Raw genomic sequence first — 15,109 nt, 5'->3', positions numbered from 1 at the left:
GCCACCAGCTTGGAGACCCAGCCTTTGGAGACTCCGTAGGCGCGGGCGACCTCTGCCTGGGACCGTCCCTCGACGACAACGGCGGTGATAACAATCCCGGCCTTAGACACACAGCCAAGGCTCATGATCGCGATGGTTGCCTATGTCCCGAGACACGCTCGGCCGAGGTTTCCTATGTCCTGCGACATGGGTTTCCTATGTCCTGAACCAGCACACTGCCACTCGGACGGCGGTCCTGAAAGAACAGGGCCGCGGGCCACGGCCTGACCGAGGGGATTGGCGACCCCCGGCCGGACCACGCCCTCACCCCGGGCCGGCCCACGCCAGCCGGGCCCGGGGTCCAGTCCGACCGGCCCGGCGGCACGACCGCCGCCGGCAGCCACAGGTTGCCGCCGGCGAGCCAGGCGTACACGCCCCCCCGCGGTGATCGCGACGGTTCGTACGAGCATGAGCGGGCTGGCATCGCCATGCCGTGGGGCACGCTGGCCGTCAACGTCAACGTCAACGTCAACGTCAACGGCTCGGCCATCCTCGGCCTGCTGATGGGCATCGCCTCGCGCGGGGCCCTTCCCCACGCCAGGCTGTCGCTGGTCGGCACCGGGTTCTGCGCCGCGCTGACCAGTTCAGCCTGTTGACCAAAGTGGACAGGGCGACCTTGGGCGGATAGTGGACCAGGAGATGAACATGGTCGTGCTCGCCGTTGAACACCAGCAGCCTCGCGCCGAAACTGTCGCACACCTCGATCATGATGTCTTCGCAGCGGCGCAGGATCTCGTCGGTGAACACCTTACGCCGATACTTCGGTGTGAAGACCAAATGGGCGTGCAAGCTGTAGACCACGCTGCGCCTCCGCCGGATATCGGGATTCGGTTCCCATCGCGGTGACATGGACCTAATGATAGTGTGTTCGACTATGCGGCTGGTGGTGCAGGTGAAGCTGCTGCCGACACCCGAACAGGCGGCGGCCCTGGAAACCACACTGCACGCCGCCAACCGGGCCGCGAACCTGGTCGCCCGTACCGCTTTCGAGCAACGCTGCTTCCGCAACTTCGACCTGCGCAAGCACACCTACGAGCAGGTCAGAGCCAGCTTTGGGCTGGCCGCGCAGGCCGCCCAGCATGTGATCAAAAAGGTCTGCGACACCTACCGCACGCTGCACGCCAACCTGGCCGCCGGAAACCTGGGCAAGCCTGGATCGAAGCGGCGCGTCCAGGCGGAAAGCAAACCGATCGTCTTCCGCCCTCTTGCGGCCCACCCGTATGACGACCGGTGTCTGTCGTGGCAGTACCAGGCGCGGACGGTGTCGATCTGGACGACCGCCGGGCGGCTGCGCGGCATCGCCTTCACCGGCTCAGCCGACCAGCTGGCGCTGCTGGCCGCGCATCGCAAGGGCGAATCGGATCTGGTGTGGCGCGATGGCATGTGGTTCCTGCACGCCACGGTCGAACTACCGGAAAAGCCGGTGACGGCACCGGATGGGTTCCTCGGGGTGGATCTGGGGATCGCCAACATCGCCACCACCTGTGATGGGATCCGCCACAGCGGCAAGGGCCTGAACGCGGTCCGGCACCGCAATCGTGAGCTGCGCCGACGGCTGCAGGCCAAAGCCACCAAGTCGGCCAAGCGGCTGCTGAAGCGGCGTCGCCGCAAGGAGGCCCGCTTCGCCGCGAACATCAATCATGTGATCGCCAAGCAGATCGTGACCGAGGCGGAACGCACCGGCCGCGGCATCGCCCTGGAAGATCTGGGCGGTATCCGCGACCGGGTACGGCTTCGCAAGCCCCAGCGGGTCACCCTGCACTCATGGAGCTTCCACCAGCTGGGCGGCTTCATCGCCTACAAGGCGGCCCGGGCCGGGGTCGCGGTGATCTTTGTCGATCCTGCCTACACCTCCCAGGAGTGTTCGGCCTGCGGGCATATGGACAGGGCCAACCGGCCCGACCAGGCCACCTTCTCCTGTACGTCGTGCGGCTTCGCTGAGCATGCCGACGTCAACGCAGCCGGTGTCGTCTCCTCACGAGGTGAGATCGGCTGGGCAGTGAGTCACGCTGCCTGACGCGGACCGACCCGTCGAAGCCATCGACGGCAAGGAACTGCAAGCTCGGTCGTTTACTGTTTACGACCGAGAAGCTGACCACCGACACGTACAAGCTGCTCGCGGCCGGCTCCACCGGCAGGGCGCTGACCAACATCGCGATGAACCTCGTGCTGGGCCTGGCCGCGGTCAGCCTCTGCTATCTGCTCGGCAGGGCGATCGCGGGGTGAGCGGTCCGCACGGTCACGGAGCGCGGCGCGCGAGGTAGAGGGCCGTCGTCACGCTCAGCGTCACCCGGTCGCCGAGGACGTCGCCCAGCGCGCCGAGCAGGCCGGCGCGCACGTCCTCGGGGAGCATCCGGACGGCCGAGCGGGTGCCGAGCAGCGTGAGGTAGTCGGCGATGGGAAACGTGAGCTCCGACGGGTAGAGCCGGGCCGACAGGTCCTGGAAGGCGTCCTGCCGTTCCAGCTCCAGCCACCAGCGCGACGACTCGATCGACGACCCGGTGGGCAGCTCGGTGTCCAGGAGGATGTGCGGCGTGTGCGCCCGGTAGACGGCGAGCGCCGCGTCCAGCACCGCGGGGTCCTTGAACATGTCGACGTGCCAGAACAGCGCGACGGCGCCTCCCGGGGCGAGCACCTCGGCCGCCTTCCGCCACCTGGCCTCCGGGGAGGTCCAGTGCCAGGCCTGGGCGCTGAACAGCAGGCCGAACGCCCGGTCGGGCCGGAACTCCTCGAACGGGGAGACGACGACCCTCACGTTGGGCCGCCCGCCCAGCCGCCGGTTCAGCACGGCGGCCATCGCGGAGTCCGGCTCGACGGCGGTGAGGTCGGTGCCGCGCGCCGCGAACATCGCCGTGGCCGTGCCCGTGCCCGCGCCCACTTCGACGGCCGGCGCGCCGCCGAGCCCGGCGTAGGCCAGGACGTCGTCCACCAGAGCGTCCGGGTAGGCGGGGCGGACCCTGTCGTATGCCTCGGCCACTTCTCCGAACACCCTGGCTTGCACCCGCTCCGCAGTCATTTGCGCCCTTTCGCCGTCGACAATCGCCTTCTCACCAGGGTGGAGTCCGGTCATCGGGGCGCGCGGTCGGCCGCCGTGATGGCCCGCAACATGTACGGGTGCAGCAGCTTCGCCCGCTGCCGCGGGATGCCGCCGGCGATGGCCGCCTCGGCCAGCGCGTCCCTCAGCCACTCCACGTCCACCGGCCGCCCGTCCTCCCGCCGGAGCAGCGGCTCCCCCGCGGCCCGGCCCGACGAGAGCGCCTCCAGCAGCGGCCGGGCCGGAGGCGGCACCGGGAAGGCCACGATGTCGCCGCGGCTGTCGTGCACGGTGACGATGGCGCACTCGCCGTCGGCCACCGGGTGCAGGTCCTGGAGGGTCAGCTCGGCGAGGGCGCCGGCGGCGGCGCCGGTGGCGTCCAGCAGCGCGACGGCCGCGGCCTCGGCCTGCCGGCCGCCGGCGGCCAGCCGGGCGACGCCCCGGCGCAGCAGCCGGCGGTCCTCCCGGGTCAGCACACCGGTGCCGGAGCCGGCGACGCGGTCGTGGCGTACCGCGCCGGAACGCCAGGCGAAGGCGTAGAAGGAGGACAGCACGCCCCGCCTCCTGTTCACCGTCGCGCTGGCCAGGGGCTTGCCCGGCACGCGCACGCCGATGGTGAGGGCGCCGGCGCGCGCCGCGTCACAGTAGGTGTCGAGGTGGGCTCCGGTGACCGCGAGCGGCTCGACGGACGGCTCGGCCTCGCGCAGCCAGCGCAGGAACGCGGCCAGGACCCGCAGGCGGACCTGCCTGGTGGCCGCGGACGGCCGCTCCCGTAGCCAGGCCGCCGCCGTGCGCCAGGTCAGCGGGTCGAGGGAGTCGAGCAGGTCGACGTCGTCGCCGGGCACCTCGCCCGCGTCCTGAGGGCCGCGGCGCGGGTGCAGCCCGGCGATCTGTCCGATGCTGGGCGCGGCCGTGCTCGCGCCCGGGCCGGGGCCTCCGTCGCCGGAACCTAAGGCCCTGCCCGCCGGTGGGGTGCTCTGTGCTCGGCCGGCGGTCCCTGAGCCAGGCAGATCAGTCATGATCTTGATCATCTCACGGAGCTCGCCTCGCTCGCGTCCTCCTTCAGGACCTGTTTGCGACGAACGCGGCCATCGTACGAGAGCCGCCCCGGGCGAGACACGGGGATCGGGGAACGGGGTGGCCGGGCGCGCCGAGGCGGGGCCGCCCGACATGGTGCTCAAGTATCAGGTACCTTGTTGGTTTAATCAGGTGCCTGATAGGAAGGAGCGGCCATGAAGGTGTTGATCATCGGAGCCGGCATGGGCGGCCTGACCCTCGCCCAGGCGCTGCGGCGTGCCGGGATCGAGGTCGCGGTCCACGAGCGCGATCCGGCCGTGGAGGCGACCGGCGGCTACCGGCTCCACCTCGACGACCGGGCCTGCGCGGCGCTGCGCCGCCACCTCGCGCCCGACCACTACCAGGCGCTCCTGGGCAGTTCGGCGGGGTGGCAGGCGTTCCGCCGCTTCGCCGTCGCCGACCACCGGATGCGGCTGCTGTTCGCCGAGCCGCGCGAGCGCGCGCAAGAGACACTCATGATCGGCCGCATCCCGCTGCGCCGGCTCCTGGCTCACGGGCTGGACGGTGCGCTGAGGTTCGGCGCCGAGTTCACCGGCCACCGGGCACATCCCGACGGCACGGTCACGGCGCACTTCGCCGACGGGAGCGCCGACCGGGGCGATCTCCTCGTCGGGGCGGACGGCGTGGGTTCGCGGGTCGCCACGGCGCTGGCCGGCCGCCCGACCTCGGCCCCCGCCGGGGTGAGCGGCATCGCCGGCCGCACCCCGCTGGACGGCCGGACCCGCCCGCTCGTCCCCGGACTGCTGGCCGAGGGCCCGGCGCTGGCCTTCGGGCCGGGCGGCATCGGGATGTTCGTCACCGTCCACGACCCGGCCGGAGGCGCCGTGGTCGATCCCTCCTCGTGCACCGGCGTGCCCGCCATGCTGGAGGATCCCGCGCTCATCTGGGGGCTCCTCGCGCCCGACGGCCGCTTCCCCGGCAGGCCGCGCGAGCTCGGCGGCGCGGGCCTGATGCGGGTCACCGGCACGCTGCTCGACGGCTGGGACGGGCGGTTGCGCGCCCTCGTCCGCGCCGGCGACCCGGCCACCGTGGCGTTCTTCCGCTTCCACGCCGCCGACCCCGGCGCCGACCTGACGCCCTGGCCGGCCGGCGCCGTCACCGCGCTGGGCGACGCCGTCCACGCCATGCCGCCCACCGGCGGGCGGGCCGCGGCCACCGCGATCCGCGACGCCGACCTCCTGGCCGGCGAGCTGGCCCGCGCGCACGCGGGGGAGTCCACCATCCCGATGGCCGTGCACCGCTACCAGAGCGGGATGGCCGCCTACGCGGGCGACGCGATCCGCACGTCGATGCAGCCGCTTGGCTGGGTGCACCGGCTCGCCGGCCCGGTCGGGGCAGGGCTGGCGCGGCTGAGCCTGCCCGCCCTGGCCGCAGCAGCCCGGCTCGGCCGCCGCGTGACGGGAGCCCGCGTTGCCTGAGCGGCGGCCCGGCTACGGGGCCTGGCCCGACGGGGAGCCTGATCTGCCGCTGTGGGAGCTGATCCAGACCTCGCATGTGGTCGCCAGGGGTTTCACCGCGCTCTTCGCCTCGGTCGGGCTCACCCCGACGCAGTTCGGCGTGCTGGCCACGCTCGCCGCCGGCGAGGACCTCAGCCAGGCCGAGCTCGCCCGCGCGGTCATGGTGCGTCCGCAGAGCATGAACGAGCTGTCCGTGTCGCTGCTCAAGCGCGGCCTGGTCGAGCGCGACGGGCCAGGGGGCCGCGGGCGCCGGGCGGGGTTGCGGATCACCGAGGCGGGCCGCGAACTTCTGGCCAGGGCGCAGCCCGAGGTCGAGAAGTTCAACGCGCCGGAGGCCATCGGGCTGTCCGCCGCCGAGGCCGGGGAGTTGTCCCGGATGTTGCGCGCCGTCCGCGAGGCCCTCGCCTTACCGTCCGCTCAGGGGGCGTAGCCGAGCACGTGGTCACGCAGCAGGCGGCCGATGTCCGGGTCGCCGCGTTCGATGGCCTCGACGAGGGGCTCGTGGTCGGCGGCGTTCTCGTGCGGCCGCATCCTGAACAGCCGGATCGACACGTGCGTCCACACCTCGATGCCCAGCGACTCCCACACCGAGACCAGCACCGCGTTGCCGGACGCGGCCACGATCTCGCGGTGGAAGCCGACGAGGTGGCGCACCTGGCCGTCGAGCGAGCCGGCGGCGGCCGCCTCGTGCATGCGGGCCACGTGCGCCCGCAGCGCGGGGACGGAGGGGGTGCCCAGGCGGGTGGCGGTCTCCTCGAGGCCCGCCCGCACCTGGTAGACCTCGCGCAGGTCGGCCGGGGTGAAGCCGCGGACCCGGGCGCCCTTGTTGGGGGAGGACTCGATCAGCCTGAGGGCTTCGAGCTCGCGCAGCGCCTCGCGTACGGGCGCCTGGCTGACCTGGAGCTCGGCGGCCAGGCGGCGCTCCACGATGCGGTCCCCGGGCCCCCAGCGACCGCTGATCATGCCCTCGACCAGCACGTCGCGGATCTCGTCACGCAGTGGCGGCCGCGCCACAGGCTCCACGGAGAAGTCCTTTCATCATATGATCGATCATAGGGTGTTTAATGGAAGCATGCAGAGAGATGTGGATCCTCAGGAGACCGCCGAATGGCTCGAGTCGCTCGAGGCGGTCCGGCGGGAGGCCGGTCCCGATCGGGCCGACTACCTGCTGCGCAGGCTGGCCACGAGCACGCGCTATCTCAACACGGTGCCCACGGCGGAGGAACCCGCCTACCCGGGCGACCTCGCGCTGGAGGAACGCGTCGCGGCCTACGACAGGTGGAACGCCGCGGCCATGGTCAGCCGGGGCGCCAAGATGGGGCTCGGCGGCCACCTGGCCACCTACGCCTCGGCCGCCTGGCTCTACGAGGTGGGGTTCAACCACTTCTTCCACGCCGGCCACGACCAGGTCTATTTCCAGGGGCACGCCTCTCCTGGCGTCTACGCCCGCGCCTTCCTGGAAGGACGGCTGAGCGAGGAGCAGCTCGACCTGTTCCGCCGCGAGCCCGAGGGCGGCCTGCCGTCCTACCCGCACCCGAGGGCCATGTCCGGCTTCTGGCAGTTTCCCACCGTGTCGATGGGGCTCGGCCCGCTCAACGCGATCTACCAGGCCAGGTTCAACCGCTATCTGCACAACCGCGGCATCAAGGACACCTCGCGCAGCCATGTCTGGGCCTTCCTCGGCGACGGGGAGATGGACGAGCCCGAGGCAACCGCCGCCCTCACGCTGGCGGCACGCGAGGGCCTCGGCAACCTCACCTTCGTGATCAACTGTAACCTCCAGCGGCTCGACGGCCCCGTCCGCGGCAACACCCGTGTCGTGCAGGAGCTGGAGAGCGTCTTCAGAGGCGCAGGCTGGCACGTCGTCAAGGCGCTGTGGGGCTGGGAGTGGGACGACCTGCTCGGCTCCGACGAGCTGGTGGCCAGGCTCGGTGAGGTGCCCGACGGCCAGTTCCAGACGTACGCCGCCTCGTCCGGCGCCTACATCAGGGAGCACCTGTTCCACGGCCTGGACGTGCCCCACTCCGACGAGGACCTGCGGCGCGTCGTCGGCGGGTCGCGGGCCGGCCACGAGCCGCGCAAGGTGTACGCCGCCTACCGCAGGGCGCTGGAGCGCACCGACGCGCCCACCGTCGTCCTCGTCCAGACGGTCAAGGGCTGGACGCTCGGCACCGGGGTCGAGGCGCGCAACGCCAACCACCAGATGAAGAAGCTCACGCAGGACGAGTTCCGCGTCATGGGCGAGCGGCTCGGCCTGCCCGTTCCCGCCGGGGCGCTCGACGGCGAGCTGCCGCCCTACCTGCACCCCGGCCCCGATTCGCCCGAGGCGCGCTACATCGCCGAGCGGCGATCCGCCCTGGGCGGGCCGATACCCCGGCGCACGGTCTCCCACCACCTCCTGCCGCAGCCCGGCGAGCGGCCCTTCCGCGCCCTGGCCAAGGGCTCGGCGCAGCCGGTGGCCACCACGATGGCGTTCGTCCGGCTGGTCAAGGACCTGATGAAGGAGCCGGAGACCGGGCGGCGCTGGGTGCCGATCGTGCCCGACGAGGCAAGGACGTTCGGCATGGAGTCGCTCTTCCCCACCGCGAAGATCTACTCGCCCCACGGCCAGCGTTACGACGCCGTCGACAGGGAGCTGCTGCTGTCGTACAAGGAGGCGGTCGACGGGCAGATCCTCATCGAGGGCATCACCGAGGCGGGGTCGATGGCGTCGTTCACCGCCGCCGCCTCCAGCTACGCCACGCACGGCGAGCCGATGATCCCCTTCTACATCTTCTACTCGATGTTCGGCTGGCAGCGGACCGGCGACCAGATGTGGGCCCTGGCCGACCAGCTCGGCCGCGGATTCCTCATCGGCGCGACCGCGGGGCGCACCACGATGACGGGGGAGGGGCTGCAGCACGCCGACGGGCACTCGCAGCTGCTCGCCTCGGCCAACCCCGCGTGCCTGGCCTACGACCCCGCCTTCGCGTACGAGGTGGGGGTGATCGTGCGGGACGGGCTCGAACGCATGTACGGCCCCGCGGCCGAGGACGTGTTCTACTACCTGACCCTCTACAACGAGCCGAAGCCGCAGCCCGCGATGCCCGAGGGGATCGAGGAGGGCATCGTCAAGGGCATCTACCGCTACTCCGCCGCAGGCGGCGCCGCCCATCTGCTGGCCAGCGGCACCGCGATCCACTGGGCGCTGGAGGCGCAGCGGCTGCTGCAGGACGAGTACGGCGTCGGCGTCGACGTGTGGTCGGTGACCTCGTGGAGCGAGCTGCGCAGGGAGGCCATGACCGCGACGGGCGTGCCCTACCTGCGCCAGGCCATGGCGGGGACGAGCGGGCCGGTGATCGCGGTCAGCGACTGGATGCGGGCGGTGCCCGACCAGATCCGGCCCTGGATCGACCGGCCGTGGACGTCGCTCGGCACCGACGGGTTCGGGCTTTCCGGCCCGCGTGAGGACGTACGCCGCCACTTCGGGGTGGACCCCCGCTCGATCGCGGACGCGGTGCTCAAGGCGGTCGAGGAGTAAGGGCTGCCCGCCTGGTCCGGCCGGGCCGTCCGATATATTGCGAAATGCCGTGATCACCAGGGCCGAGGAGGAGACATCCATGGACGCCGATCAGTTTTTCGACCGGCACCTCGACCGCGTCCCGATCCTCGGCATCTTCCGCAACCTCGACCCCGACGCGACCGTGGCGATGTGCGAGCGAGCCTGGGAGTTCGGGGTCGAGCTCATCGAGGTGCCCGTGCAGACGTCCAGCGCGCTGCCGTCACTCCGGGCGGCCGTCGAGGCCGCGAAGGATCGCGGGAAGAGCGTCGGTGCGGGAACGGTGACCACGGCCGCGCAACTGCTGACGGTGCACGACCTGGGGGCGGCGTTCACGGTCGCGCCCGGCCTGCACCCCGAGGTCGTCGCCGAGTCGCGCCGCCTCGGGCTGCCGCACCTGCCGGGCGTGGCCACCGCCACGGAGATCGCCGCCGCCCTCGCGCACGGCTTCACCTGGCTCAAGGCGTTCCCCGCCAAGCAGCTCGGGGCCGGCTGGATCGCCGCCCAGCTGGCGCCGTTCCCCTCCGTCCGGTTCGTCGCCACCGGAGGGATCGACGCCGGCAACGCGGCCGGCTTCCTGGCGGCCGGCTGCCGCGCCGTGGCCGTGGGGTCGGCGCTCAACGATGACGAGGCGCTGGCCAAGCTGCGCGCGAGCCTCCCGGCGTGACGCCACCCCCGCACTGAGTCCGCACGAGGGCACGGGCGCGAAGCCCGTGCCCTTCTTGCTGGAACGCTCCAAAGGATTCGATCCCTTGCGCCCAGCGAACCGTATGGCGTACGGTACGTTGTACGACAACTCTGGAGGAATCCTTGACCGACATCCGGCCCTTCCGCCTCGAAACCGCCCAGGCCGACCTCGACGACCTGGGCGCGCGGCTCGACCGGGTGCGCTGGCCGGACGAGGTGCCCGGCCACGGCTGGCGCCACGGCGTGCCGCTCGCCCACCTCAGGCGCCTGGTCGAGCACTGGCGCACCGGCTACGACTGGGAGGCGGCGCGGGCCGAGCTCAACCGGCATGACCAGTTCGTCACCGAGATCGACGGGCAGCGCGTGCACTTCCTGCACGTCCGCTCCGCGGACCCCGGCGCGCTGCCGCTGCTGATCACCCACGGCTGGCCCAGCTCCCCGGTCGAATACCTCGACGTGATCGAGCCGCTGAGCCGCGACTTCCACCTGGTCATCCCGTCCCTGCCGGGCTACGGCCTGTCGGGGCCCACCCGCGAGACCGGATGGGGCTCCACCCGCATCGCCCGGGCCTGGCTGGAGCTCATGACCCGGCTCGGCTACGAGCGCTTCGGCGTGCAGGGCGGCGACTGGGGCACGTGGATCTCGCGCGAGGTCGGCGTCCTCGCCCCTGGCCGGGTCGCCGGGATGCACGGCAACGGCATCATCTGCTTCCCCGTCGGCGCGCCCGGCGAGCTCGACGGGCTGAGCCAGGTCGAGCAGGAGCGCCTGGCCTTCCGCGAGAGCTACCTGACCGAGCAGTACGCCTACAAGCTCATCCAGTCGGCCCGCCCGCAGACCTTCGCCTACGGCATGGCCGACTCGCCGGTGGCGCTGCTGGCCTGGTTCGCCGGCGTCTACCACGAGTGGAGCGACACGGAAATCGACGCCGACCGGCTGCTCACCACGGTCATGCTCTACTGGCTGACCAACACCGCCGGCTCGGCCGCCCGGTCCTTCGTCGAGACGCCCGACACCGAGACGGACACCGGCGTCGAGTGGGAGCTCAAGCCCGCGACCGTGCCCACCTCGATCTCGGTCTTCCCGAAGGACATCCTGCGGCCCATCCGGCGCTTCGCCGAGCGCGACAACAACATCGTCGGCTGGGTGGAGCACGAGCGGGGCGGCACGTTCGCCGCCCTGGAGCAGCCGGATACGTTCGTCGCCGACGTGCGCGCGTTCTTCGCGACCCTGCGCTGAGCGGCGACCCCGCCCGGGCCGGGAGGGCCGACCCGTCAGGAGCTTGGCCGGCGTGGTCCTGCCCGAGCCGTTCACGCCGACCAGCGCGCCGCCCGCGTGGTGATCGTGCGGCTCTCCCTCGAGGCGGGCCGGGGCGCGCTCCCGGGCGTGAGGGTTACCGTGGGCGCATGAGCGTGCGGTACTGGCGTGACCCGCTGTGGGGCGGCGTGGACCTGATGCGGGCCCGCTTCACCGGCGACCCGTTCGCCCGGCACAGCCACGACACGTACGCGATCGGCGTCGTCGAGGAGGGCCTGGAGGAGATCGCCTTCCCCGACGGGCCGCGGTGCGCCGGCGCCGGCGAGGTCGTCATGATCGACCCGGGCGTCGTGCACACCGGGCGGGCGCGCACGCCGGACGGCTGGACCTACCGCGTCCTGTATCCCAGGCCGGAGCAGCTGGCGGCCATCGCCGACGAGGCGGGCGCCGCCGCCGGGCCTCCGGCGTTCACCACCTGGTCGGCCGCCGACGAGCGAGCCTCCGCGCTGCTGCTGTCCGCGCACCGCGCGGCCGAGCAGGGACAGCGGCTGGCCGCCGACTCGCTGCTGCGCGTCGTCATGGCGCGGCTGATCGGCGCGTACGGCTCCCGCGGGCCACGCCCCGGCCGGTCGGCCCGGCCCGCGGCGGCCGGCCGGAGCGTCGCCGCCAGGGCGCGCGAGCTGTTGCACGAGTCCCTGGCCGACCCGCCCGACCTGGGGGAGCTGGCCGCGGCCGCGGGCACGGCGCCGTTCGCGCTGCTGCGTTCCTTCCGCCGCGCGTACGGGCTGCCGCCGCACGCCTACGTCGTCCAGCTGCGCGTCAGGCGCGCCCGCGCGCTGCTGGAGCGGGGGGCGCCTCCGGCGGAGGCGGCGGTGGCCGCCGGGTTCTGCGACCAGTCGCACCTGTCGCGGCACTTCCGCCGCATGGTGGGGGTGACACCGGGCGCCTACCAGCGGGGGGTGCTGGCGGGCCGGCCGGTCGGCGGGACGCGCGGATGACGCGGAGCGTGGCGCCGGCGGGCCGGCCGGTCAGCGGGACGCGCGGATGACGCGCAGCGCCTCCTCCACGCGGTCGGCGCCGGTGCGGACACTGAGCACGCACAGGCGCAGGTAGAACGCACCCTCCAGGGTGGTGCTCGACAGGTAGACCCGGCGCGTGGCGTTGATCCGGTCGAGGAGGCGCCGGTTGTCGTCGTCGGAGCCCCGCAGGCGGAAGGGCACCACGCTCAGGTCCGGCCGCCACGGCACCTCCAGGCGCGGATCGGCCGACAGCTCCCGGTGCACCACCCCGGCCAGGTCGAGCTTCTCGTCCAGCGCCTCCTCGAAGGCCCGCAGGCCGTGCAGGTGCAGCGGCAGCCACAACCGCAGCCCCCGGAACTCCCGGGTGAGCTCCACGCCCAGGTGCCCGTAGTCGGGCAGCCCGTCCACCTCGTGGATGTCCTGCAGGTACTGGCCGCCGCCCGCGTGCGCGGCGCGCAGCACGGCGGGCTCGCGTACGAGCAGCACGCCCGTCCCGTACGGCAGGAACAGGCTCTTGTGCGGGTCGAACGTGAGCGAGTCGGCCTCCTCGATGCCGGCGAGCCGCTCGCGCCCGCGCCGGGTGACCTGGAAGCCGCCGCCGTAGGCGGCGTCGACGTGGAACCACAGCCCCTGCTCGCGAGCCAGCCGGCCCAGGTCCGCGAGCGGGTCGACGGTGCCCGTGCTGGTGCTGCCCGCGGTGCCGGCCAGCAGGAAGGGGCGAAGCCCGGCGGCTCGGTCCTCAGCGATCATGCGGGCTGCCTCGCGGACGTCCATGCGCAGGTCCGCGGTGGTGGGGACGGTCCGGATCCGCCCGGCCGGCAGGCCGGCGATCTGGGCGGCCTTGGCCAGGCTGTAGTGCGTGTGCTCGGTCACGTACACGGTGCCGTCGCCGAACGCGGCGCCGAGCCGGTCGTGCCGGGCGGCCACCACCGCGGACAGGGTGGCCTGCGAGGCGCCGGTGGTGATCAGCCCGCCCGCGCCGGATGGCAGCCCGAACAGGCCCGCCATCCAGGCGAGCACGCTCTCCTCCATCGCGACCAGCGCGGGCGCGGTCTGCGCCACGCCGGTGTAGCGGTTGGCCACCTGCGCGAGCAGCTCGGCCAGGGCCGACGAGACGAGGCCGCCGGCGGGGAAATAGGCCAGGTAGCCGGGTCCCGCCGTGTTGACGCCCTGCCCGGCGGCCTGGCGGAAGGTCTCGATCAGGGTGGCGAAGTCGCCCGGCTCGCCACCCGGCGGGCGGCGCAGCAGCGCGGCCAGCCGGGTGGCGTCGCGGTAGTCGCTGGCGGGCTCGTCCGGCAGCTCGGCGACCTGCCGGACGATGAGGTCGACGGCCTGGCGGCCCAGCTCGGCGACGGCGTGCGGGGCGAGGTCCAGGGGGAGTGCGGTGTGGCGTTCCTGCTGGGTGGTCATGTCCGGACACGGTAGGGAACCGGGTAAGAGTCAGGATTGGACGTTCTTGCACCCTGGCTGTCAGAAAAGGCTCTCCCGCTGGGGCAGGTCGACCACCCCGGTGAGCGCGAGCAGCCCCAGCAGCACCAGCGCGGCGAGGATGGCCCACGTGACGGGATGGCCGAGGTTGAGCGTCCAGGTCGCGCCGATCCTGGCGGGCACCAGCAGGGCCGTGTCGCGCCGGTTGAGGTAGACGGTGCCGCCCAGGAACCAGTGGCGGTCGTCGTCACGCTGCGTCGCCCCGGTGTCCTCGGCGTCCTCTCCCGGCAGGGCCGGCAGCCGGTGCCCGCCGTGGCCGACGCGGATCTCCCGGACGACCCAGGCCACGAGCAGCGCGACGAGCGGGACGTACGTCGCGATCCGCCAGGCGGGTGACGGCGGGACCAGCTGCCACAGCTGCAGGGACGCCACCAGCAGCCCGAGGTTGAGACAGGCCGCCCCGGCGAGCGTCAGCCGCGCCACGCCGCGCAGGTAGACGCGGTACCTCCGGGCCGAACCCGCGGGACGGGCGGCGTCGAGGTCCGGGCGGGCGCGCAGGACGAGCAGCGTCACCACGGGGAGGAGCAGCGTGATCCCGGCCTGGATGAGCACCGGCTCGAACGCGGCCAACGGGGTGAGGGCCCGCGCCGGGCCGGCAGGGTCGACGCCGTACCCCAGGAACGACGGCAGGGCGCCCAGCGAGCCGTACCGCCACCAGCCGACAGCCGCGGTGACCAGCGTGATCGCGAGCGCCGGCAGCGCCCACGCCCAGGGCACGCGCACCGGGTCGGTGCGGAACGTGGTGTCCACGGTGACGCGGCGGCGCAGGCCCTCCTCCCAGCCTCCGTCGCGCCTGGCCGCGCGGACCCCGCGGCCGGCCCGCACGTAGAGGGCCAGGTCCGCGACGCCGAGCACGGCGCCGACACCGCTGACGAAGCCGGCGCCCCGCCCGGCCGCGACGAGCGGCACGCCGGCGGCGGCGGCGCACAGGGCGGCGATGAGCACCAGCCTGGTGTAGGCACGGCGTTGCCCGATCACCTCGGGGTGGGCGACGTACGCGTGCGGCACGAGCACCCCGAACGGCGCCGTCGGCCTGGTCAGCGCCGGCAGGGCCAGCGACACCCCGGTCACCAGGGCGATCGTGGCCAGCGCGGCGGCTATGGGCAGCGTCATGAGGTCGTCTTCTCCTCGGCTCGGAATCTCGCCAGCAGGGCCTGGCAGCGGCGCACGACCTCGTCGCGGTCGAGGCCGTGCACGGTGGCCTCGGCCAGCAGAACAAGGGCCCGCTCTTCCCAGTCCGCCGCGAAGCCGGGCTCCGGCGGGCCTGAGGAGGGATCGCGCCTGACGACCGCGCCGCTCTTGCGGTTGACGCGGATGACGCCCTCGCGCTTGAGCAGGTCGTACGCCTTGTTGACGGTGTGGAAATTGATCCCGAAGTCGGCCGCGAGCTGGCGGGTGGAGGGCAGCGGGTCGCCCTCCACGGCCTCGCCTCTGGCGATCGCCTCCACGATCCGGTCCCGGATCTGCTGGTAGATCGGGACCTCGCTGTCGAGATCGAGGTGCAGGTTCACGCCCC

The 15,109-nt window shown here is 72.9% G+C and carries 15 protein-coding genes and 1 pseudogene; 8 read left to right on the top strand and 8 right to left on the bottom strand.

The window, feature by feature from the left end; genetic code table 11:
- On the bottom strand, positions 1 to 125 hold a 125-nt coding region (locus tag ACZ6SA_RS27110; protein WP_465831190.1), incomplete at its 3' end, for a TrfB-related DNA-binding protein.
- 342 nt (positions 126 to 467) lie between these two features.
- Here ACZ6SA_RS27110 and ACZ6SA_RS27105 point away from each other — a divergent pair.
- On the top strand, positions 468 to 635 hold the full coding sequence (locus ACZ6SA_RS27105; protein ID WP_465831192.1) for a hypothetical protein: 168 nt from the start codon (positions 468 to 470) through the stop codon (positions 633 to 635).
- Here the strand turns inward: ACZ6SA_RS27105 and tnpA are convergent.
- Positions 598 to 888, bottom strand: a pseudogene (gene tnpA / locus ACZ6SA_RS27100) (IS200/IS605 family transposase); the annotation flags it as partial. The gene ACZ6SA_RS27105 and the pseudogene tnpA sit on opposite strands and share 38 nt — an antisense overlap.
- A gap of 25 nt (positions 889 to 913) precedes the next feature.
- On the opposite strand from tnpA, the gene ACZ6SA_RS27095 reads away from it, so the two are divergent.
- A complete protein-coding gene (locus ACZ6SA_RS27095) occupies positions 914 to 2,056 on the top strand; it encodes an RNA-guided endonuclease InsQ/TnpB family protein (RefSeq protein WP_465831177.1) in 1,143 nt (380 codons plus the stop codon).
- Between the two features lie 222 nt (positions 2,057 to 2,278).
- Here the strand turns inward: ACZ6SA_RS27095 and ACZ6SA_RS27090 are convergent, their stop codons facing one another.
- Both ACZ6SA_RS27090 and ACZ6SA_RS27085 read right to left on the bottom strand, forming a co-directional pair.
- Entirely contained in the window at positions 2,279 to 3,055 is a 777-nt protein-coding gene (locus tag ACZ6SA_RS27090; protein WP_465831175.1) for a class I SAM-dependent methyltransferase, read from the bottom strand.
- A gap of 50 nt (positions 3,056 to 3,105) precedes the next feature.
- Complete coding sequence (locus ACZ6SA_RS27085) at positions 3,106 to 4,092, bottom strand: hypothetical protein (protein ID WP_465831173.1); 987 nt, start codon at positions 4,090 to 4,092, stop codon at positions 3,106 to 3,108.
- Positions 4,093 to 4,305: 213 nt separating this feature from the next.
- Between ACZ6SA_RS27085 and ACZ6SA_RS27080 the strand changes: the two genes are divergently transcribed.
- The gene (locus ACZ6SA_RS27080) at positions 4,306 to 5,568 is read left to right on the top strand and encodes an FAD-dependent oxidoreductase (RefSeq protein ID WP_465831171.1); all 1,263 of its coding nucleotides are present in this window, start codon (positions 4,306 to 4,308) and stop codon (positions 5,566 to 5,568) included.
- Positions 5,561 to 6,037, top strand: coding sequence for a MarR family winged helix-turn-helix transcriptional regulator (locus ACZ6SA_RS27075; RefSeq protein WP_465831169.1), 477 nt, complete (start codon positions 5,561 to 5,563; stop codon positions 6,035 to 6,037). The genes ACZ6SA_RS27080 and ACZ6SA_RS27075 overlap by 8 nt, the downstream gene beginning before the upstream one ends.
- Here the strand turns inward: ACZ6SA_RS27075 and ACZ6SA_RS27070 are convergent.
- Positions 6,025 to 6,570, bottom strand: coding sequence for a GntR family transcriptional regulator (locus ACZ6SA_RS27070; protein ID WP_443154209.1), 546 nt, complete (start codon positions 6,568 to 6,570; stop codon positions 6,025 to 6,027). The two genes, ACZ6SA_RS27075 and ACZ6SA_RS27070, sit on opposite strands and share 13 nt — an antisense overlap.
- Positions 6,571 to 6,679: 109 nt before the next feature.
- Between ACZ6SA_RS27070 and aceE the strand changes: the two genes are divergently transcribed.
- The 4 genes from aceE to ACZ6SA_RS27050 all read left to right on the top strand — a co-directional run bounded on the left by aceE (position 6,680) and on the right by ACZ6SA_RS27050 (position 12,084).
- A complete protein-coding gene (gene aceE, locus ACZ6SA_RS27065; RefSeq protein WP_465831167.1) occupies positions 6,680 to 9,127 on the top strand; it encodes a pyruvate dehydrogenase (acetyl-transferring), homodimeric type in 2,448 nt (815 codons plus the stop codon).
- 79 nt (positions 9,128 to 9,206) lie between these two features.
- Positions 9,207 to 9,812: a bifunctional 4-hydroxy-2-oxoglutarate aldolase/2-dehydro-3-deoxy-phosphogluconate aldolase gene (locus ACZ6SA_RS27060; protein WP_465831165.1), complete on the top strand. Its 606-nt coding sequence runs from the start codon at positions 9,207 to 9,209 to the stop codon at positions 9,810 to 9,812.
- A 143-nt stretch (positions 9,813 to 9,955) separates the two neighbouring features.
- Positions 9,956 to 11,068, top strand: coding sequence for an epoxide hydrolase family protein (locus tag ACZ6SA_RS27055; protein WP_465831163.1), 1,113 nt, complete (start codon positions 9,956 to 9,958; stop codon positions 11,066 to 11,068).
- A gap of 167 nt (positions 11,069 to 11,235) precedes the next feature.
- The gene (locus ACZ6SA_RS27050; protein WP_465831161.1) at positions 11,236 to 12,084 is read left to right on the top strand and encodes an AraC family transcriptional regulator; all 849 of its coding nucleotides are present in this window, start codon (positions 11,236 to 11,238) and stop codon (positions 12,082 to 12,084) included.
- 30 nt (positions 12,085 to 12,114) lie between these two features.
- On the opposite strand, the gene ACZ6SA_RS27045 is transcribed toward ACZ6SA_RS27050, so the two are convergent.
- Genes ACZ6SA_RS27045 through ACZ6SA_RS27035 form a run of 3 tightly spaced genes read right to left on the bottom strand, consistent with a single transcriptional unit; the run spans position 12,115 to position 15,104 of the window.
- Entirely contained in the window at positions 12,115 to 13,515 is a 1,401-nt protein-coding gene (locus tag ACZ6SA_RS27045) for a pyridoxal phosphate-dependent decarboxylase family protein (protein WP_465831159.1), read from the bottom strand.
- A 60-nt stretch (positions 13,516 to 13,575) separates the two neighbouring features.
- A complete protein-coding gene (locus ACZ6SA_RS27040; RefSeq protein WP_465831157.1) occupies positions 13,576 to 14,706 on the bottom strand; it encodes a DUF1648 domain-containing protein in 1,131 nt (376 codons plus the stop codon).
- Positions 14,703 to 15,104: a GntR family transcriptional regulator gene (locus ACZ6SA_RS27035; RefSeq protein WP_347643983.1), complete on the bottom strand. Its 402-nt coding sequence runs from the start codon at positions 15,102 to 15,104 to the stop codon at positions 14,703 to 14,705. The genes ACZ6SA_RS27040 and ACZ6SA_RS27035 overlap by 4 nt, the downstream gene beginning before the upstream one ends.
- Positions 15,105 to 15,109: the final 5 nt, after the last annotated feature.

The sequence above is a fragment of the Nonomuraea sp. NPDC049378 genome, from assembly GCF_055586745.1.
This window is presented reverse-complemented; position numbering and strand designations above follow the sequence as displayed.